Source organism: Amnibacterium setariae (assembly GCF_003581425.1).
GTDB classification, from domain to species: domain Bacteria; phylum Actinomycetota; class Actinomycetes; order Actinomycetales; family Microbacteriaceae; genus Amnibacterium; species Amnibacterium setariae.
Window position 1 is genome coordinate 398,058 of sequence record NZ_QXTG01000002.1, and the last position, 21,915, is coordinate 419,972.

18 protein-coding genes are annotated in these 21,915 nt (G+C 67.9%); 6 read left to right on the top strand and 12 right to left on the bottom strand.

What is annotated here, in order from left to right:
- Window positions 1-33: 33 nt before the first annotated feature.
- The gene (locus D1781_RS09905) at window positions 34-477 is read left to right on the top strand and encodes a hypothetical protein (RefSeq protein ID WP_119482147.1); all 444 of its coding nucleotides are present in this window, start codon (window positions 34-36) and stop codon (window positions 475-477) included.
- 12 nt (window positions 478-489) lie between these two features.
- Here the strand turns inward: D1781_RS09905 and D1781_RS09910 are convergent, their stop codons facing one another.
- Together D1781_RS09910 and D1781_RS09915 are read right to left on the bottom strand one after the other, a co-directional pair.
- Complete coding sequence (locus tag D1781_RS09910) at window positions 490-858, bottom strand: DUF2510 domain-containing protein (RefSeq protein WP_119482148.1); 369 nt, start codon at window positions 856-858, stop codon at window positions 490-492.
- Window positions 859-916: 58 nt separating this feature from the next.
- Window positions 917-1,423: a cupin domain-containing protein gene (locus D1781_RS09915; protein ID WP_119482149.1), complete on the bottom strand. Its 507-nt coding sequence runs from the start codon at window positions 1,421-1,423 to the stop codon at window positions 917-919.
- Between the two features lie 56 nt (window positions 1,424-1,479).
- On the opposite strand from D1781_RS09915, the gene D1781_RS17550 reads away from it, so the two are divergent.
- Complete coding sequence (locus D1781_RS17550) at window positions 1,480-1,647, top strand: hypothetical protein (RefSeq protein ID WP_158590059.1); 168 nt, start codon at window positions 1,480-1,482, stop codon at window positions 1,645-1,647.
- A 26-nt stretch (window positions 1,648-1,673) separates the two neighbouring features.
- Here D1781_RS17550 and D1781_RS09920 read toward each other — a convergent pair whose 3' ends face one another.
- The gene (locus D1781_RS09920) at window positions 1,674-2,714 is read right to left on the bottom strand and encodes a diacylglycerol/lipid kinase family protein (protein WP_119482150.1); all 1,041 of its coding nucleotides are present in this window, start codon (window positions 2,712-2,714) and stop codon (window positions 1,674-1,676) included.
- A 647-nt stretch (window positions 2,715-3,361) separates the two neighbouring features.
- Between D1781_RS09920 and D1781_RS09930 the strand changes: the two genes are divergently transcribed.
- The gene (locus D1781_RS09930) at window positions 3,362-4,300 is read left to right on the top strand and encodes an HNH endonuclease (protein ID WP_119482152.1); all 939 of its coding nucleotides are present in this window, start codon (window positions 3,362-3,364) and stop codon (window positions 4,298-4,300) included.
- A 379-nt stretch (window positions 4,301-4,679) separates the two neighbouring features.
- Here D1781_RS09930 and D1781_RS09935 read toward each other — a convergent pair whose 3' ends face one another.
- The 7 genes from D1781_RS09935 to D1781_RS09965 all read right to left on the bottom strand — a co-directional run bounded on the left by D1781_RS09935 (window position 4,680) and on the right by D1781_RS09965 (window position 17,381).
- Entirely contained in the window at window positions 4,680-8,360 is a 3,681-nt protein-coding gene (locus tag D1781_RS09935; RefSeq protein ID WP_119482153.1) for a sigma factor-like helix-turn-helix DNA-binding protein, read from the bottom strand.
- Between the two features lie 73 nt (window positions 8,361-8,433).
- Window positions 8,434-9,744: a hypothetical protein gene (locus tag D1781_RS09940; protein ID WP_119482154.1), complete on the bottom strand. Its 1,311-nt coding sequence runs from the start codon at window positions 9,742-9,744 to the stop codon at window positions 8,434-8,436.
- Window positions 9,732-10,622 carry a hypothetical protein gene (locus tag D1781_RS09945; protein ID WP_119482155.1) on the bottom strand — a complete coding sequence of 297 codons (891 nt, stop codon included), beginning with the start codon at window positions 10,620-10,622 and terminating at the stop codon, window positions 9,732-9,734. Before D1781_RS09945 ends, D1781_RS09940 begins: the two co-directional genes overlap by 13 nt.
- Window positions 10,622-12,505, bottom strand: a complete 1,884-nt coding sequence (locus tag D1781_RS09950; RefSeq protein ID WP_119482156.1) for a hypothetical protein — start codon at window positions 12,503-12,505, stop codon at window positions 10,622-10,624. The genes D1781_RS09945 and D1781_RS09950 overlap by 1 nt, the downstream gene beginning before the upstream one ends.
- Window positions 12,495-13,463, bottom strand: a complete 969-nt coding sequence (locus D1781_RS09955) for a PD-(D/E)XK motif protein (RefSeq protein WP_119482157.1) — start codon at window positions 13,461-13,463, stop codon at window positions 12,495-12,497. Before D1781_RS09955 ends, D1781_RS09950 begins: the two co-directional genes overlap by 11 nt.
- Entirely contained in the window at window positions 13,460-16,063 is a 2,604-nt protein-coding gene (locus D1781_RS09960; RefSeq protein ID WP_158590060.1) for a Z1 domain-containing protein, read from the bottom strand. The genes D1781_RS09955 and D1781_RS09960 overlap by 4 nt, the downstream gene beginning before the upstream one ends.
- Window positions 16,064-16,235: 172 nt before the next feature.
- Window positions 16,236-17,381, bottom strand: coding sequence for a DNA cytosine methyltransferase (locus tag D1781_RS09965; protein ID WP_119482159.1), 1,146 nt, complete (start codon window positions 17,379-17,381; stop codon window positions 16,236-16,238).
- 77 nt (window positions 17,382-17,458) lie between these two features.
- Here D1781_RS09965 and D1781_RS09970 point away from each other — a divergent pair, with 77 nt between their 5' ends.
- Window positions 17,459-17,890: a very short patch repair endonuclease gene (locus tag D1781_RS09970; RefSeq protein ID WP_233551243.1), complete on the top strand. Its 432-nt coding sequence runs from the start codon at window positions 17,459-17,461 to the stop codon at window positions 17,888-17,890.
- 632 nt (window positions 17,891-18,522) lie between these two features.
- Here D1781_RS09970 and D1781_RS17910 read toward each other — a convergent pair.
- Entirely contained in the window at window positions 18,523-19,818 is a 1,296-nt protein-coding gene (locus D1781_RS17910) for an SHOCT domain-containing protein (RefSeq protein WP_119482160.1), read from the bottom strand.
- Window positions 19,819-20,082: 264 nt separating this feature from the next.
- On the opposite strand from D1781_RS17910, the gene D1781_RS09980 reads away from it, so the two are divergent.
- Window positions 20,083-20,430 carry a hypothetical protein gene (locus D1781_RS09980; protein ID WP_119482161.1) on the top strand — a complete coding sequence of 116 codons (348 nt, stop codon included), beginning with the start codon at window positions 20,083-20,085 and terminating at the stop codon, window positions 20,428-20,430.
- Between the two features lie 32 nt (window positions 20,431-20,462).
- On the opposite strand, the gene D1781_RS09985 is transcribed toward D1781_RS09980, so the two are convergent.
- Complete coding sequence (locus tag D1781_RS09985) at window positions 20,463-20,906, bottom strand: hypothetical protein (RefSeq protein ID WP_119482162.1); 444 nt, start codon at window positions 20,904-20,906, stop codon at window positions 20,463-20,465.
- Between the two features lie 70 nt (window positions 20,907-20,976).
- Here D1781_RS09985 and D1781_RS09990 point away from each other — a divergent pair, with 70 nt between their 5' ends.
- Window positions 20,977-21,915: a glycoside hydrolase family 43 protein gene (locus tag D1781_RS09990; RefSeq protein WP_119482163.1), complete on the top strand. Its 939-nt coding sequence runs from the start codon at window positions 20,977-20,979 to the stop codon at window positions 21,913-21,915.

Genomic DNA, 21,915 nt, shown 5'->3' on the forward strand with positions numbered 1-21,915 from the left:
AAGCCGCCCCGCCCGACCGCGTAGCGTCGCGGGGTGAGCACCCTGCAGGAGGTCGGCGACCGGGACGGCTGGCGCTGCTGGCTCTGCGACGAGCCGGTCGACCCGGACATGAGCGTCAACGACCCGCGCGGCCCGAGCGTCGACGCGGTCACCAGCGCCAAGCCGAAGAAGGGCGCCGCAGTTCCCGAGCGACTCGCGCACCGCGCCTGCAACACCCGCAAGGGCGCCGTGAAGGCGGTCGTGCCGTGGCCGTCGCACCTCTTCGTCGTCGACCCTGCGCCCATCGTCGAGACCGTCGAGCGCCTGACCCGCAAGGGCGGCCGCGAGGTCGTCGCCCGCTGCCCGAGCCGCGACGACGCGGACGAAGCGGCCGCGTGGCTGCTCGACCGGCTCTCGCGGCTCGCGCCCGACCTCCGCGCGACCACCGAGGTGAAGCCCGGCGGCGGGCAGCACCTCGTGACGCTCGTCACGCGCTGAGGAGCGCTCCCGTCAGCTCAGGCGCTCGAACACCATCGTCGCCTGGATGCGGTCGCCCCCGCCGATCCCCTTCGTCCCGGACGAGGCGGTCGTGATCGTGTGCAGCCGGTACCCCTGCGCGGCCTGGGCGTTGATGACGCGCTCGAGCTCGGTCAGATTGCCCGACCCGGACCCGAGGAAGCGCTCCTTCAGCACGACCTGCAGCACGACGTAGGACGGCGCGGCGGCGGGCGTGACCTGAGCTGCGACGGGCGCTGCTGACTCGCCCGTGCCGGTCGGCCGTACGTGGTCGGTCCAGGACCGCCCGTCCCACCAGCGCTCCTGCGCCGAGCCGGGCTGCTCGGGGTACCAGCCGGGCGGTGTCGATCCGGTGCTGCTCATCGTCCGACCGTACCCAGCGCTTCAGGCTGTCCGGCGGCGCCCCCGCGGAATTAGAGCGTCAGGGTCGGTTCAGCCGCTCGACCAGCTCCCGGGTCAGCCACGGCTCGGTGCCGATCCACCGCTCCGCCCCTTCCGGGGGCAGTCCGATGCGGACCCTGTCTTCCGTCCATTCGGGCGTGACGACGGTCGTCATCAGCGCGAACCCGTTTGGGTCGAGCAGCCGGAGCGCCTTCCACGAGCCGGCCGGCGCGGTCAGGACCGGCGTCTGCCCGGCCGCGACGTCCCTCCCGAGCACCACGCGCGACGCCGGCCGCCCGGGCGTGAGGATCACGTACTCGACGGGGCCGCCGTCGACGAGCACGTGGGTGTCGTCGGGCTCGAGCCAGTGCCACACGTTGACCGGCCGGGCGGGCTCGAGCAGGTAGTGGATGGCGCTGTAGGCGGGCAGCGTCCGCGAACCGACAGCGACGGACGCCTCCGAGGTCGACACCGGCCCCCACCAGCCCGACTCCCCCGGCAGCGGCTCCAGCCCGAGCGCGTCGATCCAGTCCTGTGCCGTGGTAATCCCGCCTCCTGCTTCCGGTTCATCGTCTACTCAACCGTGCTCGCCATCGTGGCCTGATGCCCGACACCGATCCGAAGACGCCGGAGAACCCGGACACCGCCCCGCGCGACGCGTCGAAGGGTCCCGATCCGGACGACCACCACGAGTCGCTCGTCGGCCCGGGTCAGGGAGCGCCGGAGGGCGACCCCTCACCGGACTTCCCCGCCGCGGACGACGTCGAGTGACCGCGGACAGCCGCGCCGGCTGAGCGTCAGGACGCGCCGGAGTCCGCCTCGGCGAGCGACGTGCCCTCCTGCTCGCCCTCCTCCGCAACGTCCGCCGGCACGCGGATCGTGAGCCCGCCGGGTGCGACGCGGACGACCATCCCGATCGCCTTGCCGAGCGGGTCGCCGTCGAGCTCGATCTCCTCGGGCCGGCTGAGACGGACCCGGAAGTCCTCGCCGCGCAGGTAGTTGAGCGCCTTCACCTCGCGCGTCCGGAAGCGGCGGCCGAGCCGGGTGCGGCTGAGCACGCCGTTCTCCCACAGCACCTTCACGAAGATCTGGATCCAGCCGACGAGCTGCTCGGGCCGCAGGATCACCACGTCGAGCTTCCCGTCGTCGACGGCGGCCTCGGGCAGCAGCAGGATGTTGCCGGGCAGCGACCCCGCGTTGGCGACGATGAGCGTGTTGGCGCGCATGCGCCGCGTCTCGCCGCGGTCGAGCGAGAACCGCGCGTGCAGCAGGTTCTTGTCGCGGAGCACGGCCGCGAACGCCTGCACGTAGGCGAGCCAGCCGACCTTCGCCTTCAGCTCGTCGTCGGTGGCGCTCAGCATCTTCGCGTCGATGCCGAAGCCCGCCATCACGAGGAAGGCGTGCTTGGTATGGGTGCGGTCCTCCCGGTGGATGTCGACCAGCGCGACGTCGATCGTCCGGTCGCCGCCCGCGAACGCCGAGTGCACGGAGTGCTCGAGGTCGTTCAGCGTCAGCGACAGGTTGCGGGCGAGCAAGTTGCCGGTGCCGGAGGGCAGCAGCGCCAGGGAAGTCCCCGTGCCCTGCAGCGCCTCCGCGACGACGCGGACGGTGCCGTCGCCGCCGGCGGCGAGCACCATCGTCGCGCCGGCCTCGAGCGCCTGCTTCGTCTGCCCGCCGCCCGGATCCTCCTCCGAGGTCTCGAACCAGAGGGACGGCTCCCAGCTGGCGGCCCGCTCCTCGGCCTCGACGACGGGACGGAGGGTGTCCACCTCGATCTTGACGGGGTTGTAGACGACAGCGGCGAGCTTGCGCCGCTCGGTCTCGTTCGAGTCGCTCATGGGTCCGAGCACTCTGCTGCATGCGCGCTGCGTGCGACACCCCCTTGTGCTGAGCGTCCGAGATGCGCCTCCTCGAATCCTCGAACGCCGGTCGCCAGGACCCGCGCATCAGGTTGGACGCACGACGAGCAGGAGCCCGTTGAGTCCGCCCTTTCGTCGTCCGCGACCTCACGGCCGAGTCCGGCGTCATGCTGCCTGAGGTGCGCCTCGCCTACCGGACGTCTGGCTCGCCCAGGCGCCGCGGGGCTCCGCGCCCGTGCCATCCCACTTCGTGGCGGGCTCCGCGGACAACGACTTCATCATCAGCGAGGGCCTGACCCTCGACCCAGGCGTGTACCGCCGAATTCGCCAGCATCTTGAGTCGTCTATCAAGGCTCATACGCGCGCGGCGCTCAATCCTGAACGAGCCCTTGGACAAGATGACCTGGTCGGTCCACATCGCCAGGCTTTCGCGCATTCTAACAACTTGCTTCGACAGGTGCTGCCGCTTCAGCGCTTCCGGCGCTGAAAGCTGTGTCGCACGAGGAAAAGATGACGTGATGCCGAAGGCTTTTCTATAACCTTTGGTCGGGCATCCTGACATCCGAACTGGAGGCCAGGCCACAGACACGACAGGCGTGTAGCGTACCGGACGTGGGGAATCAATAATGAAAGCCTGGAGCTTTCTCAGTCTCAGCGAGGACGCCCGCCAGTATCACGCCAACACGGGGTACACGGACACCTTTGGCCAGATCTACCAATTCGACAGCACTGTGGCAAATCACGCGGCTGTAGCCGTCGGCGACCTCGTGCTCATTCGCGACGACAAGTACGCGCTGGGGTTCGGCTGGATCGGGAAGATCGCGACCGCCCTCGGCAGTAAGACCAGGAGCCGTTGCCCGTACTGCGCGTCGACGAGATTCCATCGGCGCGAGTCGGTGTCACCGCCGTTCCGATGCTCCAACTGCAAGCAGGAGTTCGATGCACCGAGCGTCGAGGAGATCGACGTCACGCACTACCAGGCCAATTACTCGAGTACGTTTGTGCCGATCGACGTGCCCATTCGTGTCGACGAACTGACGCCCTGTTACAACAGCTTCGCCGTGCAGCAGGCGATCCGGAGCATGGACCCGGAGAGTCTGCAGCAGGTCCTCGCAATCCGGGTCGGTGTGCCCGCGGGCCTCTGGGACGACACGAATGGGTTGAGAGCGACCATCGCAGGCGGATTTCGGTTGCGCCCTAGAAAGGTGAGGATCGGCCAGCAGCGATTCCGCGCAGCGCTGCTCGAGCGGCACGGCTCCAACTGCGCCTTCAGCGGTCCTCAGCCCGCTGACGCGCTCGAGGCCGCCCATCTCCATCCGTTCAGCGACCGCCCCGAGCACGATCTGAGGTCAGGCCTGCTGTTGCGACGCGATCTGCACAGTCTCTTCGACCGGTTCCTGATCAGTATCGATCCGACCTCATGGCACATCAGGGTGGCGCCGGGACTTCACTCCTATCCCGGGCTGGCTGCGCTGCACGACGAGCCCGTCCGCCTTCTGCCAGAGCGTCGCCCGGATGCAGAGACCGTCGCGCGTCACTTCGAACTCGCCACTGTGACGCACTAATCCCGGTTCGAAGGGCAAGCGGGTCGGCAAAACCCCAAGTACGGGCTTCGACGACGACTGCGACCGTCTTCCCCTAGTTCACCGCCCGCCAGCACTCTGACAATGGTCAGTCCCCGGAACGAGGAGAACTGCGCTGACGCGCGCTCGTTCGCCGCTAACGCCCGGCCGAGCTCTGTCCGACCATCAGGCTCAGGCAACTCGAGGACGACCGCGCGGTACTTGACCGGGACAGCGCGACCTACAGCAGGTCCCTCCAGTCAAGGTCAACACTGCCGACCCGCGCCCGGGCCTCGGATCCGACGTCAGCATCCGCTTCGATCCTTGGCGTGGCATGGGGCCGGGAAAGTCGCCCACCACCGAACGGACTCGCATCCTGCGATCAGCTCTCGAGATCGCGCTCACTTCTCGCCCCGGTGTCGATGCCGCGATCGATTAGTGCCGCGCGGACGAGATCAGCTACGTCGAGGTCGTCCCGCTCGTCCAATTGTCGTACGATCTCCGGCCATTCGACGTTGTCGAGGCCGACGGCACGCGCGATCCTTCGACGCGCCGTCTCGACCGCATTGGACGGGGACGCGCCTACAAGCAGCTGCGCGGTCAAGAGCAAATCCGTGTCAACAGAGCGCACGCGCTCAACGGCGAAGCGACGGTCGTCATGGAAATGGAGCAGCACCTCGTCGTCGGCACCGAGGTCTAGCAGCTGGAGGAACCGCCTGATGGATCCGGAGGTGGGCTGCTGCCCGTTCCATGCCAGTACCTGCGCGCCAGCCTCGCTATCGAACGTCACGGTCCGCTCGTCGGCGCGTCGTACCGCGGAGAACAGGGCGGCCGGTACAGAGAAGCCGCTGCCCCTCAGGTGGTCCGCATTCACCCTGATGCGGTAGGCCCAACCGTCAGCGGTCCGGTACAGGCGCTTTGTCATCTCCGGCGACTTCCGAATCCGGATTGCCCGCTCGTTGGCCCTGCGCACCCGCCCTTCGCGAACCTCGAAGTCGCCCGAGGACGCGTAGCTCACGACACTTCTCGCCGAGACGCCGTGCTCGGCGACCAGACGGTCCACGAGTTCCGACAAACCGACCTCACCGCCCGCTCGATCCACCGCGGCGCCGATCTGCGTACGGATGCTTCCGTACTCGGGCATCCCCCACTCCTCCAGCGCCCACCGGTCCCGCCCCACGGCGACGAAGCGCGGATCTTCACCCATCTGGTTCTTGAGCGACCGAACACTGCGGTCGATGGGCATTCGGGCGAGGAGCTCATCGGCGCCGCACGGCCGTCCGTCCATCGCGAGCAGTGCTTCCGCCCAGTCGAGAAGACCGCGGCTGCGGAGGAGCACTCGCCCTTCGTACACCGCGAGCCCGCAGTACCCGAGCCATTCCTGCAGCCCATCGTCCAGCCCCGCGAGAGCCCCTCCCCTTGACAGGGCGCGAATTGCCTCGAGCTCAACGAGCCCGTGGGCGTCCGCCATCCCGGCCAGCACATCGCGCGTCTCATTCCGGGCCACATCAATCGTGGGACGGCAGACCCAGCCGTCATCGATCTCGTACGCATCGTCCAACCGGTCGAGGACGATCCGAACGGGACGGCCGGTCGTGTCGATGCGTCCCTTGAGCGCCGGCATGCGATCCAACAGCCCATCGAGCGGTTGGACGAGCGGTAGTCCTTCTCGAATGGTCCAAATCACCGACGAGAGCGCGTCGTCCTCCGTCACAAGGAGCTCGAGGCGGGCGCGAGCCCGACTCTCGATCTGCCGGATGCGCTCCCGCGTGACACCGAACTCGACCCCGATGTCCTCGAGGCGAGTCGGCTGATCGGCGAACAGCCGTTGCCGCAGAACTGCGATCGCACGCTCGCCCAGCTGATCGATCGCTTCCTCGAGTCGGGCGGCTAGACCATCGAACCCGACCGTTCCGCCCACGACTGAGCTCACGTCCAACGCGAGAATCCGGTCCCGGGCCGAACGCACCGCAGGCGGTTCCGCGCCTGCCATCCGCGTAAGCAGTGGAACGGACGTCCGTCCAATTAGCTGGTGCCAATTCAGCAACGTGTCGAAATCCTGGAGAACGCCCTCGGGCAGCGTGAGCCGTTCAATCCAGGAGCTGCCGACGACTTCAGGGCCCTCGCCGTCCCCCGCCACTCCCTCGTCTTGCCCGGGTTCGTGCGACCCCGGCGCGACTTGTAGCGAGCGCTCCGCAAGGTCGGCGAGGAAGTCATGTACAGACTGCAGGCCCACGCCTCGGAGCAGGGTGAGCCTGCGTACGGTCAGATCCCGCAGCTCCGTGCCGTCGAGCGTCCGCCCGTCCTTGAGGCGGATTCGAAGTCTCAGCGGCAGCGCATCCTGCTCGGGCCATTCAGCGTCCGGCAGGACTGCGAACAGATCGCCGACAGCCCAGTTCGTCAGTCGTTCGATCGCGAGGTCCGCCGTCAACGACGCGAATTCCTGCAGGGAACGTGCGTCCATCGCCAGGTCGGCATCGCCTCGGAGCGCTGGCGTCGCCCACGGTAGGCGACCGGCGACCAGGTCGCGCCATTCGTCAAACCCGACGAGCTCCTCGGGCGGCTTGCGCGGGTCGTGTGGTGCGGTCTCGCCGAACTCGGCATGTGCCGTCTCGTCGCGTCTGGACGCCTCAACCCGGATCGTCTCGTCGACCGCCGCTGGCGCAGCGCCAGAGTCGGCCTCGTCCTGCCCGGCAGCAAACCACGCCTTCGCCAACACCCCGAGGTGCTCCTCACCGAGCAAGGGGTCCTCATCGACGAGGTCGGCGCACTCCGTGGCCAGCAACGCGTCGGTGAAGGGGGTGCCGAATTCCCATCCGTGCGACGGATCGAACGCGGCTACTCGACGCCGACCGGCGCCGAGTAGGGCGCTTAGGGCGACGACCCTGGCCTCTTCGAGCTCTGCGTCTTCAGCCGTCGTAGCGGCGCCTCGACCTTCGGACTCGGAGTGAGCCATCTCCGCTGCAATTGAGAGGAACGCGCGGATCGCGTGGCCGCGTCGCCCCCAGACCTCGGAGAGCCGGCTTTCGTCCCCGGGATGGACCGCACCGATCGAGCTGGCGAACGCGGTCGTCAAATCCTCGTAGTAGCCACTTTCGAGCGCGTCCCGGTGCAGGAGCGCAAGCGCTGCGGAGCGCAGCATCCTCCCGGTGAGCTCTCCGGCGGCGAGACGATCGATCTCCGCGTACTCGTACTGCGGCACGCCGAACTCCTGCTCGACATGCGCGATCAGTGCCTCGCTCGGACGCCACAGGCCTTCTCGCAGGCGAGCTGCCAGCTCGAGCTCGTCCCAGTGACGCACAATTCGCGCGGATTCCAAAAGCCTCGCGAATAGCGGCGCAGGATCAGGGTCACTGACCCCTCTCTCGGCGTCCGGGTCCTGCAACAGCTCACCGGGCCCGTCGGACTTCGGGTTCAGACTGAACCGGGGTCCGCGGCCTGCCCGCTCGAGCGCGTCGACCTCGTCGGCGACCTCCTCGCCAAAGTGGAAGAAGTCTCCTTCGCCGACATTGAATGAAGTGCGCAGGACCTCAAGCAGGTCGACGGCGATCGCTCGCTCCGACCAGCCTTGTCGGAAAAGGCGCCTGGCACCCAACCCCTTCGGCCATTCGACACCGCGACCACGCAGCCAACCGAGCGCGGCCGAATCAGCTTGCCCAACGTAGGACGGAGCCATGTGGATGATCTCGACCGACAGCGCACCGTCGGACTCCCGAGTCACCTGGGCGCCGACCGAGCGTCGCGGGTCGTAGCCGTACCTCGCGCCGTAGATGCGCAGGGTCCAATGCTGTCCGAACACCACTCGACGCATGAGGACTTCGAGGACGTCGATGAGCGGTCGCCACTGTGGACCGAGCGCAGGCACCTCCTCGAGCCTCTTGTCGAAGTGCGCTGCGCCGTCTAGGGGCTTCTGCTCGATCAACTCGACCGGCCGATACCCCAAGGCGGCAGCGCGCGCGTGCGCCTCTTCCGACGAATCCGCGGTGCACGAGTACCGATGCTCGTCCCCCTCGCCGCCCCCGGAGGAGACGCGGAACACGAAGACGTGCGGCGCGGACGTCATCACGCTCGGAACGGTATGCGTCGCTCATCTCACCGAGGAGACGAACACGCGGATCGGGTGGTTGCAGATCCGGTCAGGTGGACGGCAGCAGCTCCGACCGGTCGAGAACACGTCCGAGACGAGCCTCCTCATCCGGCGTCGGATCCGACACATCGAACAGCTCGAAGACGTGGCTCGTCAAACCGGCGGCCGCGCGGACCTCGCCTTCCGGGATCTCCTCGAAGGTCCTCGCACCGCGGCGTCGCAGTGCGGCTCGAGCACTCCCCCGAACGGTGAGCACCGGCTGGCCCGAGTCCTCAATCGCAATCGTCAGAAGTGACGAATCGGTCAGCGACTCGATTGCGGCGGTCACTGCTTCGCGACCGTTCCGCCGGACGTCGATGTCATCACCGAGGATGCACCGCTCCAGTCTCTCTCGGAGTACCGGCCCCTCCAGACGGACGGCGGCGAGGACCAACGCTTGTGCCGCCCTTCCGTTCATCCGGGTCACAGGCGGCATCCCCGCCGGCACGACGAACGCGTTGTACGGCTGGAGCATCCCTCGGGCCTGCCGTAGTACTTCGGGCGGCTCATTGGCCTCCTCGTCCTCCGCTGAGCCGGCCGACGCAAGCGGCGGAACAGGCATCGACGGAGCTTCGAGCGGGACGGCGCCCCCTCTGCTTCGCCACTGCCGGAGTGCTGGTTCGAGCGTCTCGCCGACCAGGGCTTCCATGGCCGCGGCGTCGAGTAGACCGGGCTCGACGAACGCGAGCATCCGCGACAGACGCTTGGCGAAGTCCCTCAGTAGTGGAAGCCGTCGATCGGCCGGGTCCAAAGCCAGGTAGGCGCCGAATGCGATGCGGATGAGCGGCTGGCAGCCCGAGATCCCGGTCCGCTCGAAGAGCGGGATGAGCTCGCTTTCACTGAGTGCGTCCAAGACGTTGAAGCGGTCATCGAGCGCTTCCGCCTGCCACCAGAGTCGCGCCCAGGCGTGACGCACTCCAGAGCTGCTGTACAACCAACGCTCGCGGGTCGCGTCGAAACGCCAGGCGGTCTCCTTCGGAAGGAGCACGAAGGTGATGTACGACCAGGTCTCTCCGGAGCCCGCTTCTCCGTAAGGCAGGCGCACGTGGGAGCGCAGGATCCGTGTGACCGCGCGGTCGAACGCGACCTTGTCGCGATCGGCGATAGCTGACGGAAATCCGAAGCGCTCAGCCGCCGCGCGGATCTCGGCCACGAAGGTATTGATCGAGTCCGCGTCGACCCGGCTCCCGACCGCCGGCCACGTTCTGCGGCCCTCGAGCTCGGTCGTATCGATCGCCTCACCCGACCGCACCTGCTGATAGGCGCTGAGCGCAGCATCCTCCGGAAGGTGCGGCCAGACGCGATACATCACGCCGTCCACGCGCGTCCCGCTCCGAGTTCCCGGGCTCCCGCCCAGAGACGGGATCGCCAGACGCTTGATTCGTCGGCCGTCAACGGGACCGAAGGGGCCGACTCCGTCCGGCTCCTGACGAGGAGGGTCCGAAGAACGTCCCCTGCTGTCTCCGCAGGCCAGGACGCCCGAGCCAGCAGCTCCCCCCGCAGGAGAACGGCGAACTCGATGAGTTGGATGGTGAGTTGCTCCTGCAAGGCGTCCAGCAGCGCATCCTGGCGAGGATCCGGAGCTGGCGCAGCCACGGCGGCGACCAGCTCGCCGTCGTGGCTGTTGATGAGCAGCCGGAAACTCGCGAGGAAGGGGAGGTCGAGGTCGGCGCTGGACTCGAGATACCAGCTGATCTCGGGAGGAATGCTCGTCATGGCGAAGTCGGTGATCTCGACCGGGAACATTCCACCGGTTCCCTGCAGGCTCATTTTGTACGCACGGCGGGCGAGCACCGAGCCGCGTCTGTGGGCCGTCACGGTATGCGGAACGCGCTCCTGACGCAGTGTGAGAGCGAGTGCGAGGTCGAGGGTGCCGCTGAGGCGCGTCCCATCAAGCACGAACTCCGAGATGGTCGAGCCAGCCCCGACGAGCGGCACGGACGAGGCCGCGCGAACGGCCGTCGTGGAGCAGGACCAGACGAGCGCCAGCTCGAGCTCCTGCGCCCCGATACCGGTCTCCTGCTCCAGGGATCGCCCGTCGATCGTGACTCCGCCTCGGACCCGAACCTCGGAGAACGGGTCCCATCCCTCGAGTCGATCGGGAAGGCTGGTCCACTCTGCTCCGGTCCACAGCTCCAGATCGCTCCACACGACCGTCGCGCTGGACGGGACGCGGTAGGGCAGGACCTCGTTCGCCATCAGCCCACCTCCTCCACGGTTAGACGAACGACGCTGTCCGCGACTCCGCTCGCCGACACCCACCAACGTCCCGGCGAGCGGCCGTCCAAGCTGAGCTCGGCCCCTTCGCGCTGTTCCCCGGTCTCGGCGTCGTGCCAGCCGAGCACCCGAGGAACTTCCGCGGCGGTCGGCGGCTCGGCCTCGGGCTTTCCGCTGTCGAGCACGACGACCACTTTCGCCGTGACGCGGATCTCGCGGGGTACGTCGGGAACCTCGACCAGGCTTCGAACGACCGTCACCCCTCGTTCATCCACGAACAATGCCGGCCCGTCCACGACCTTGACCCGGGCGTCGGGCGAGTCACCCTGCCGACGGCGACTGTGCGCGCCTCCGGCGCCGTCGCTCGTGCCATTGTCGGACGCGCTTCCGACGCGCCCGGATGGCCGAGACGGCGATCCGGAGACGGCCGATACGTCCGCTAGGAGTTGATGAGACCCGGAGCCGGTGAGGCCGACAGCGAACGCCGCGAGGCGAGTGCTGAGGCGCCCCAGACCGGCGTCATGGGACCCGGCGCCGTCGGCTTGCGGTGGTTGCATCATCGCAGCGACTTGAGCACGCATGAAGCGCATCGCCCCAGCGACGACGCGACGATCCTCCGGGTCGAGGTTGGCGACGCGCCAATCATCGTGTGTCGGCGGCTCCGCCGCCACGAACGACGCGTCGGCCTCCTCGGACGCCAGGAACACGCCTGAGTATCCGACCGCCGGGTCGAAGTGTTCCGGCAGCTCCTGGTAGTCGACGACGAGCTCGGCGCGGCGCATGCGAGCGATATGACGGAGAGGAGCGTCGAACGGGCGCGCGACGGAGAACTCGTCGTCGATGAGCCGCCTCTCGGGCGTGAGTTCGATCCCCAGGCTTGCCACGAGGCGCTTCTTGGGCGAGTACGACCGTTCACCTGCTCTGGCCGCTTGAAGGGCCGCGACGAAGGGACGGAGCTGCTCGACCGACTCGGCCGGGGGCACGAGCTCGAGGTCGTTCTCGAACTCCGTGAAGAAGTTCATCACGGGGGCGGATTCGGACGACACCGTCTTGGGCCAGAGGTGCCAGACGATCGAGGACCGGATGTACCGCAGGGCGTCTTCGGGCGTCCGCAGCTCGTCGTCGTTCGCCGACCCGAATCGCGGCGCCAAAATTGTGATGTCGGTTCCGAAATCGTCCGGAGAGAACCCGGGGAGCCCGAGTGCAGCCGCCTGACGCTCCGCGTCCTCCCCTTGGAGGGGATCCGGGATGCCGTCGTCCGCCACGACTCCCCACCAGTGACGACCGGTGTAGCGCTGGCCCTCGCGCGACCAGGCCGAGGTGAGCGAAGCCCCCATGAGGCGGCGGCCGGAGCTCTCCTCCACGGACCGACTGTCGACGAGTATTGACCCGACGCCGCTGAGGCCATAGTAGATGCCCTTCCCGAATCCGAAACTGCCGCCCCCGAGATGTTGATCCCGAGGCTCTCCCACATTGCGTAGAAACTGCACGAAGTCCGGATGGACACCCTCGGGAGCTTCCACGCCGGCGCGGAGCGGGCCGCCGAGCCCCCGGGTCCCACGGTCCGAGATCGTCATGACGAGCGTTTCGGCGGACCAGTCGATGCCAGCGAGCAGGCCGCTCTCCGGCGGTCGGCCATGGTCGAGGGCCGCTCGCCATGCGTCGACACCGTCGCCAAGCCTCCGGATGCCGATTCGAAAATCGACCGACGCGCCCGGCATCCGGGCGTCCCAGCTGTTCTGCGCGGCCTCCCGAACGAGCACTGTGAGCGGATCGAGCTTCGGCCGCCCGAGCTGCTTCATGATGCCGTCGGCGGCCGCCCCGCCGTCCGGCGGGAAGGGCTGTGACCACCAACTAGTCGACATTTGAAGCGTCTCTCACGATCGATACCAAATCGTTCAGGTCGATGAACGGAAGCAAGGCGGTTACGGACAGCGAGTACCGCACCCGCGCGATCGCGTCGACCGTGGGAGAGGGGAGGGCGGCGGCAACCAGGCGTGGTACTCCGGCCCGGACACGGATCCTTCGTGACGGGCCCGCCTGCAGGCCGACTTCAGCGGCTTCCGACTCGGGAGGTGCCCAGCCGAGCGCGCTCAACGGCGCGGACAGATCGACGCCGAACGTCGTCGTGATGCGGGCGACGAGGTCGCTCACGTGAACACCGTCGGTCGTTGGAGCGAGGTCGATGAGGAGCAGGTCGAGCGGCTTGTCCCCTGCCGTGTCCAGCTGCGCGAGACCGTGGATCTCGATGGTCTCGCTCTCGGGTCCAAGGGCCTTGACCTCCAGGGACCGGGTGGCGAGCTCGAAGTCGTGCGGTTCGCGGTACGGCCCCCGCCACGCGCCGACATCCCCGGCGCCCTGCTCGAGCAGGCTCTCGAGCACCAGGAGCTCCGCGAATAACCCCATTTGCTCGGTCATGTCGAAAGGGCGCTTCGCCCTCTCGAACAACAACCGCCAGCGCTGGATGGCCATGATAGTGCGCGCAGCAGGATCGGTCTGCCCTTCGACGGCGCCTTCGACGTCCTGAACCAGGAGATCGAATTCGCGGAAAGCGGTCGGAAGCGCGCACGTGACGTCGAGCATGCGCACTGGCGGCGCATCACCCCACTTCTGCACACTCAGCAACATGGTGAGCCCGGCCGAGGGCGCGGGAAGCGGCAGGTCGGCTCTCTCAGCTGGTACGAGCAGGTGCCGACTACCCGACGGATCCACGGCGATCAGCAGGTCTCCGATGGCGCTCGATGTCAATCGAAGCGCCTCATAGCGCGCAGCATCGGTGGCACCCAGCACCGGCCACCGCTCGCCGAGCGGTGCCGCCGTCACGCTTTCACCAGCCGGACGTCCGGGTCCTCCGCGTCCTCGTCGACCGCGTCCAAATCATCCGCGACCTCGACGCCGACGTTCGCCAGGTCCACCGCCAGATGGGTGGCCCGCACGCGCCGGTTTTCAGTGGGGATGCCGGGGAACACCAGTCCGATGCCGATTACGGGTACGGCAGCACCGAGAGATGCGCGGCCCTCGTTCTCCACGGTCGGACCGTTCGGCGCGATCGCGTAGAGCACGAGCAGCCCGCGTGCGCGGTGTGCTTCGTCCTTGTCCCGAAGTGCGGCGAGAACGGGCTCGGACTGATTTCGGGCCTCCACGGTGGTGAGACCGAGATCCGCGACGCGGTCTTCCTTGCTCATCAGCGTCTTGATGTCAGCGCGGAATTCGATCTCCTCTACGCCCGATTCGCTCTTTGAAGCGAGCCGGTTACGAACGACCATGCCGACTTCGAGGGGGCCTATGGGCGTCGCTCCGTTGCCGTCGGCCTCGACGACCGCGAGTGACCATTTCGTCAGGGACTCCGGGTTTCCCGCAACCTCTCCCTCAATGTACTTCGTCAAAAGCGTCGGGTCGAGGTCGGGGGAATCCGGGTGGATCCGGTACTGACGCAGGAATTCAAGGACGAGCTCGACGGGGACGTCTTCGATCAGCCTCGCGCCGGTCGCCCCTCGAGGAACCGCCGTGCGGCCCATGAGCGCATCCGTCACGAGCCGATCGGCTGCGGCCTGGTTCCCTTCCAACCAGTCCCGGTCATTCGGCTTGAAGTACCGGGTCTGGAACCGACGGCCCGCAAAAGAGATATAGGCCGGCGAGGCGGCGCCCATCTTGGCAGTGATGCGCAGGGCCGGGTGCGTACGGATCCGAACGGCGACCTCCTCCGGAGTCAGGTCCTCGCGTTGGTAACGCTCGATGTCGTCCCGCATCTCGTATTCGACCTGAGACAGATGTCTGAAGTTGTCTCGGAGGTCGGCGGTCATCCAGATCCGCGGGAGGTCCTCGTAGCCGTTCCGATAGCCGAACCACCGTCCCATCTGAAGCAGCGTGTCGTAGGCGCTCGCAGAGCGGACGAAGAAGCTCACGACCAGTCCCTCGAGGGTGAGCCCACGGGACAACGTATTGCCGCCGATCGCGATGGCTACGACAGGTTCTCCGCTATAGTCCAGACGCTGATCGCTCTTGTAGTTGTCAAGCACGACCGAGCAGGCTCCGAGCACCTCGGGCAGTTTCGCGAGCACCGCCTCGAAATCGTACGAATCGCGTCCGAATTCGGCAGCCGCCACTCGGGCAGTCTCCGCCCGGTACAGCTCGCGCAGCCGGTCGATTGTTATCGGGTCTTTGCGGCCAAGCGCGTTGCGCATACCCACGAGGCGCCCTGTGATCAGATCCTCGAACAACACATGCGCGGCAATCTTCACCGAGGTGTGAATCAGCATCGTGCTGTGATCGGGTTTACTCCGCAGCCTGCGCACGGCGGTCGCGAGCAGGAACCAGTCGAGCGCGTCGGAGAGTTCCGCCGTGAGCTCCGGTTCCCAGTTGTCTGCGTTCCTGGTGCCCGGCCGGAGCTTAGGAACGTCGGCGTCTGGCACGATGCGGATCATGTCGTAGCCGTCTTGAGGCGCCGCGGACGTCACGAGACCGTCCTCGATGACGTCCATCCCAAAGATCTTCTCTGGACCAAAGTACCCGTCCGGCCGCGGGAGATTCAGAATGAAGTCGCGCGGGTAGAGATCGTTCCTGTCGCTCGGGTCAATGAAAACGTTGGCGAAGGGCGTCGCGGTATAGCCGATGTAGGTCGACTTCGCGGGCAACTCGATCAGACGTCGGATCAGCGGGTTGATCCGAGCGGTCGCGATGGATGCCTGATCCGCCTCGTCGTCGATGATGAGGACGGGAGCGTCGATCAACGCCTTTTTCGCGGCGGGCGTCTCCAGCCAGCGCACCAACTTGCGAAGAACGGCCCCGTTCTTCTTCACGACGGCGAGAGCGGTACTCCCCGGCTTCAGTACCATGCCGGCGTTCGCGGGAGGCGGCCGGAAGTCGAGATCCTCGTCGGTGAGGTTGTAGCGCAGGCTGGCATCGACACCAGCCAGGGCCTCCTCCAGCCGCTCCTGGGTCTGCTTCCGGAGCCCGTTGTGCACCCCGGAGAGCACGACGATCAGCCGGTAGTCCAGGTCCGCGAGCTTCGCCGCCGCCGCGAGGAAGTTGGTCGTCTTACCACTCTGCACGTAGCCGACGACCAGGCCCTTGGCCTTCCAGCTCGACCGGTTCGGCGACGGCGTGTGACTTACGACCTTATTGGACGCGTTATCGACGTTCGCGACGCGCTCACTGGGCCACCCGTCCGCCTCGAACTTGGCCTTCAGCGCCGACCAGTATCGATCGGTGTCGAGCGGCCCGGGGTACCAGTCCTCCTTCCCGGCGGCAGGGATGACCACCGGTCCGCCTTCGAGCACCTTGAGGCGCGCCTCCTCATACTGCTGCACGAACTCCGCCAGCATCGCCGCGTCCTTGAGGGCTCCTCTGAAACGGGAACGGGCAGCCTCGAGGCCGTGGGCGCGGGCCCACTGTGCGAAGACGGGATAGAAGTCGGAGGACATCGAACAGCTCCGTTCAGACTGACTGGTGGGTAGGCACACGGCCGCATAGATCCTCGGACGAGATCGCCGTCGTTCAAGACGGCGCGCCGCCATCGGCTGGCGCAGACCAAACTCAAGGACGCCGATCTGCGGCGGCCGCTCGACGGAGGAGGTTCCGCACGCGGAGAGGGGCTCAGAAGAGGGCGAGCTGAGGTGCCCGATCCGCGGAAGCGACGCTGAACGAATGGTCTGGGTGATCTAGTGCGTCGAGAAGCTGAGTTGCGATCGCTCGTCCAAGTGGGATCGGCACGGCGTTGCCGATCTGCTTCGCGATCGCGGTTCTCGTACCAATGAATCGATAGTCGTCCGGAAACCCTTGGAGGATCGCCGCTTCCCAGTGGGTGATCGCCCTCATCGCCTCCGGGTGCAGGTAACGCCCCTTCTCGGGCTTAAAGAACTCGGTCCGAATCGTCACGGACGGCTTGTCCCAGTGGAGCCGCCCCATGACGTCCGCCGAGCCTCGACGGTGGTCGCGCCAGCAGCGCGCCTCCAGGTGACGCGGCAGGTCGAATCGGTTCCCGCCGACCGGGATCGCCGCAAAGCGCTTCAGTGATAGCGGCGTGTAGTTCCGACCCGTGTGCAGCTCGATTCCCGAGAACGCCCCCTCGAAGACGCGGCCGCCGTACTCCGTGAGTCGAGGCTGAAGACCTCGCTCGTCGATCGTCTCGAACGGGACCTTTCGCTCCCCCTGGAGGGCGTCCCACACTGTGCGATGTCGACCGATATGCGATGGCTCCGGGAACCCCGGCGCGGGCAGATCGCGGTGATGCCCGATCAACACGGCTCGCTTGCGTGCTTGCGCTGCCCCGTAATCTGCCGCATTGAGAATGCGCCAATCAAAGTCGTAATCCTCAAGCAAGCCGCCAGGCTGTACAGCGGCGGTAAAGTCCTGAAATTGGGCAGACTTGGCGAACGCTGCGACATTTTCCACAACGAAGTACTTGGGCCGGACACGACGAATCGTCTCGGCATACTTTAGCCACAGGTAGTTGCGCTCATCCTCGGCGTCCTGCTTGCCAAGGGTTGAAAATCCTTGGCACGGCGGGCCTCCGATCACGATGTCGACGCCCGTCGGCATTTCGGCCTCGGCTAGCCAACTCTGGATGCTCCCACCCCAGGCTGTTCCCTCGCCGAAGTTGGCCTCGAACGACGCAGCCGCGGCAAGGTCCCACTCCACTGCGATGGCGGTCTCGATCCGCGGCGAAGCGGCGTGGAATCCGGCTGTAAGGCCTCCAGCTCCGGCGAAGAGGTCCAGCGTTCGGATCGGAGCACCACCCACATGATGGAACCTATTGGGGGGCTCTGACGTCACCCAGCCGGCACGCGGGCGTCGCCGCACGTTCGTACGATCGGCCCGTGTCCTGGGCCTCGAGCGATGGCGTCCGGCGGTCGATGAAGAGCAACCGCGGCAGAGACACGCAGCTCGAGCTGCGCGTCCGGCGTGCCCTGCACGCACGCGGGCTGCGCTACCGATTGCAGCGCAAGGTGCCGGGATCGACCCGGCGCACCATCGACATTGCGTTCCCGCGCCAGCGCGTCGCCGTCTTCATCGACGGCTGCTTCTGGCACGGATGTCCGGTCCACTACACGGCGGCCAAGACCAACGCCAGCTTCTGGGCCGACAAGGTGACGCGCAATCGAGCACGTGACCGCGAGACCGACGGCCTGCTCCAAGAAGCGGGGTGGATCTCGGCGCGTTTTTGGGAGCATGAGACGACGGAAGTCATCGTGGAGCGCATCGTCCGTCTGCTCGGACGACCCGAACTCGAGGAGGCCTCGGGGCGATGATCAACCTCTTCGTTATCCGGCGCGACATCACCTCCCTCGCCTGCGACGCCTGGGTGCTGCCGACGAGCCATCGGCTTCGCAACGACCTTGTCGTCGAGACGGAGTGCCTGACGTTCGCCACGAGAACGAAGCCAGCTCGGTACTTCCGCGGCCTTGAGAATCACGGGCCGCCCGGCGAGGCCGAGTCAGGCCCGAGGGAGAGCGGACCTCGTCTCCCTGTACTGGGCATTGGCCCGCTCGATCGCATCGAACCAGTAGCGCGAGTCCTCGACCGTGACACCCTCCGGCGTCCGGGAGTGCGGATACGCGATCTCGTGCAGCCATCCGATGGAAGCGAGATCCGCCACCGGCGACGACGCTGACGGTGCGGACTGAGCCAGGACGACGGCCGGCTCATGTGGTGAGCGATACTCGCGGATCTTCCAGCGGTCCGCCTGGCGGTTGAGATGCAGGAAGGTATCCGGCGGAGGAGCGGCGCGTAGATGAGCGCGAAGCTGTTCCCGCTCGTCGCGCCGCCTCCTCCCGCGCGGATCGACTGCGCGGCGCTACCCGAGCAGTCGCCGCATTCGTCCTGCCGGAAGCCGTGCTTGCACTCGGTCACCTGCGCCTGCCTATCTCCGCGGGCTTCCGACTCACAAGCGAGCCAGGAGCTCGGCCTTCTTCGCGGCGAACTCGTCCTCGGTCAGGACGCCCTGGTCCTTGAGGGCCGCCAGCTTCGCGATCTGCCCCAGCACGTCGGGCTCGAGCGCCTCTGCTGCCGACTCGTCTTCGCTCCGCTTGCCGCGCTTGAAGAGCCCGCCGACGCGACCGCCGACCGCGCCCGCCGCGCCGGCGACCGCTCCGCCCGCGCCCTTGACGAACGTCAGTGCCTGCGCCTCGTCCGGGATCCCGTCGCCGTCGAGATCCACGCTGCGGAACACGCGCGTCGCAGTCCCCGCGGCATCCACGATGCGGCCACCGGTGGTCCTGGCCGCGTTCTCCAGCGCCGCGATCGCACGGTTGGGCTCGTCGTCCTCCTCGTCCCCCAGGGGGACGGCGAGATGCGCGGGGAACTCCTCCGGAGCGGGAGGGAACGCCGTCCGGGCCGACTTCACGACGTCCCGTCCGAAGACGAATCGGGTCACGCCTCCAGTGACGGCGCGGACGCCGTAGTCCACCGCCGCCTGCTGCTTGCCGCCCATGCTGTCCCGCATCGCGTCGAGCTGCCCCGTCTGCATCGTCCGCACCAGGCTCTGCGCGGCGCCCCCGGGAAGGGCCTCCGCGAGCGTCGACGCCCACTGCGCACCGCCGGCCGCGGAGGCAGTCGCCTCTGGCGAGGCGCTCGCGACGTCCGCCGCCATCTGAGCGATCTGCTGCTGGCTCACCCGCTCGTTGGTGAGGCCGTAGACGAGCGCCTTCGCCTGGTCGCGGTCGTACTCGATGCGGTGGATGTCGGCCAGCGCGAGCCCGAAGATCGCGGTGATCTCGAACTGCAGCTGCTGCTCATCCGCCGGCAGGAGAGCGGCGACGCGGCCGGCGCCGGTCTTCGCGGCGCCGAGCGCGAGGTCCTTGCTCGCCTTCTTGAAGGTCGCCTTCGCCGCCGCGGACGCCGCCTTGTGCCCGGCGGCCTTCGCGCCGGCCGCGGCCGCACCCCCGAGCGGGATGAGCGAGATGCCGACCGTCGCGGCGAAACCACCGACCGCGATCGCGGTGCCGGCTGCGGTGATCGCCGCCGTGTACTGACGCTCCAGCGCCTGGACGATCTCCGCGGGCGACGCCTCCGGGTCCCGACGTCGAAGGCGGAGCACGTGCTTGCGAGCGATCGAGTGGCGGGCGGACACCGCCTCCGCGATCTCGGCCTGCGCGTCGTCGTCGGCGATCTCGGTCTCGAGGGTCGTGACCTCGACCTCCGCCGCATCGTCGGTCGGGGTGATCGTCTCGTTGGTCATCGGTTCTCCTCGCTGAAGGCGGTCTCGCCCGATCACGTCGGTGTCGTCGCGGCGAGCGGCGGAGGACGGGTCGCTGCGCCTGCACCGAACCTGTCCGAGGTCCCGGAGATGATGCGGGACCATTTCGCGTTCGTCAGGACGCGCCGTCGCGTGTCGCAGGTCCGAGTTGTGACCCCGCAACGAACTCGTTCATCGCTCGTTCAGCCCGCACTCCAGCCGCACCTGACGGTTCGAGCGTCGCACCGCGCCAATACACTCGCGCTCGTGGCGGACGACACCACCCCGGCGGACCTCGAGCGTGAGCTCGGCATCGATCAGAAGCGCATCCGGCACTACCTCCGGCAGCGCTACGGCAACCTGCCCGCCTACACGGACAACTGGCACCTGAACCACCGCGCCGCTGAGGACGTCCGCACGCACTTCCGCGCCGAGGCCGAGGCGCTGCGCGCGTCCGGCGAGCCGGCGCCTGCTCCTCGCCTCCTGCAGTACGAGACGGGCAGCATCCCGGTGCTCTTCCGCGACGCGAAGGGCAGCACCACGTACGACGCCGACGGGAAGCTCGTCTACCTTCCGAGCCCCGAGGAACTGCAGGAAGGTCCGGCTGGCCACTAGGTCGGCTTCGGTCACCGCTGCCAGTCGACGGCTCAGCCGTGCGGATCTAAAACCCAGTCGGGCAGCGGGTCGCGATCGGGCCGGAGGATTGTCCGGTCGCCCGTGGTGAGGACGATCGCGAGGCCGTGGCGGTAGGCGAGCTGCATGAAGCGCCGCTCCGCGAGCTCGTCGTTCTCGTCCGCGTCGACGGAGAAGCCGAAGTCCGCGAAGACGAACTGCCGGCCGATCGAGTAGTCGGACAGGCGGTCGTCGAGCTCCGGGTCCGCCTCCAGGCGCTCCTCGCTCGGCCGGAGCGGCCCGTTCATCGGCGGGAACGTCTCCGCCAGGTCCGCCATGAAGAGCTGGATCGCGGGCGTTGCGCCCGCCGGGTCGTTGTAGTCGCGCTGCTCCGACCACGCGGACTGGCGGTCCCACCAGGCCGGGAACTCCTCGTCGGTCACCACGGCCGGTTCGATCGCGAGGATGTCGAAGCCCATGGCGCGACCGTAGTGCGGGTGTCCGACCGTCCGCGGGTCGCGCCCGGGACGATCGGGGCACCCTGGTCACATGTCCTCCCCCGCGGGTCACCTCCTCGTCCACTTCGTCGAGGACCCGGAGGGCCACGGCGAGCAGGTCTTCTTCTCGCTGAGCGACGGCGCGGACCCGACGCGATGGACGCGAGCCAACGGCGGCCGGCCGATGCTCGAGTCGCGGATCGGCACGACCGGCGCCCGCGACCCGTTCGTCGTTCGCGGCGAGGACGGGTTCGTGATCCTCGCCACCGACCTGCGGGTGTGGGGCGCCGGGCCGCACCGCTGGGACGAGTGGACGCGGAACGGCAGCCGCTCCCTCCTCGTCTGGCGCTCCCCCGACCTCGTGTCCTGGTCAACTCCGGAGCTCGTCGAGGTCGCGCCGCCGACCGCGGGCATGGCGTGGGCGCCGGAGGCACGCTGGTCGCCCGTGGACGGCGAGTACCGGGTGTCCTGGTCCTCCGCGCTCTACGCCGAGGACGACCCCGGGCACCGCGGCGCCGGGTACAGCGTGATCCTCGAGGCGCGGACCCGCGACTTCCGCACCTTCATCGAGCCGGTCGTCGTGCTTGACCGCGGCCGGCCCGTCATCGACGCCCGCGTCTACGAGATCGACGGCCGCCGCGTGCGGTTCGCGAAGGAGGAGCCGGGGCCGAGCTCGCTCGGCGTGTTCCAGGAGGTCGAGACGGCGGACGGCTGGTCGCTCGTCGCCTCCCGCATCGGCACCGACCGCCACGAGCACGTGGAGGGCGCGATGCTCGTCGAGGACCCCCTTCGCCACCGGTGGCTGCTCTGGCTCGACCAGTACGACCGCATGCCGCAGGGCTTCGTCGCCTACGCCTCCGACGACCCGCTCTCGGGCCGGTGGACCCCGCTCGACGCCAGCGAGTTCCAGGTGCCGCCGAACACGAAGCACGGCTCCTTGCTGCCGCTCGACGCGGTGGAGTGGGAGCGGGTACGCGCTGCGTTCGGCTGA

Bases quoted from the DNA above. Each gene is read 5' to 3' on its own strand.
- D1781_RS17910 (WP_119482160.1), bottom strand. From the start codon at position 19,818: ATGACCAACGAGACGATCACCCCGACCGACGATGCGGCGGAGGTCGAG.
- D1781_RS09990 (WP_119482163.1), top strand. From the start codon at position 20,977: ATGTCCTCCCCCGCGGGTCACCTCCTCGTCCACTTCGTCGAGGACCCG.
- D1781_RS09950 (WP_119482156.1), bottom strand. From the start codon at position 12,505: ATGTCGACTAGTTGGTGGTCACAGCCCTTCCCGCCGGACGGCGGGGCG.
- D1781_RS09935 (WP_119482153.1), bottom strand. From the start codon at position 8,360: ATGACGTCCGCGCCGCACGTCTTCGTGTTCCGCGTCTCCTCCGGGGGC.
- D1781_RS17550 (WP_158590059.1), top strand. From the start codon at position 1,480: ATGCCCGACACCGATCCGAAGACGCCGGAGAACCCGGACACCGCCCCG.
- D1781_RS09930 (WP_119482152.1), top strand. From the start codon at position 3,362: ATGAAAGCCTGGAGCTTTCTCAGTCTCAGCGAGGACGCCCGCCAGTAT.
- D1781_RS09920 (WP_119482150.1), bottom strand. From the start codon at position 2,714: ATGAGCGACTCGAACGAGACCGAGCGGCGCAAGCTCGCCGCTGTCGTC.
- D1781_RS09945 (WP_119482155.1), bottom strand. From the start codon at position 10,622: ATGGCGAACGAGGTCCTGCCCTACCGCGTCCCGTCCAGCGCGACGGTC.
- D1781_RS09960 (WP_158590060.1), bottom strand. From the start codon at position 16,063: ATGTCCTCCGACTTCTATCCCGTCTTCGCACAGTGGGCCCGCGCCCAC.
- D1781_RS09910 (WP_119482148.1), bottom strand. From the start codon at position 858: ATGAGCAGCACCGGATCGACACCGCCCGGCTGGTACCCCGAGCAGCCC.
- D1781_RS09985 (WP_119482162.1), bottom strand. From the start codon at position 20,906: ATGGGCTTCGACATCCTCGCGATCGAACCGGCCGTGGTGACCGACGAG.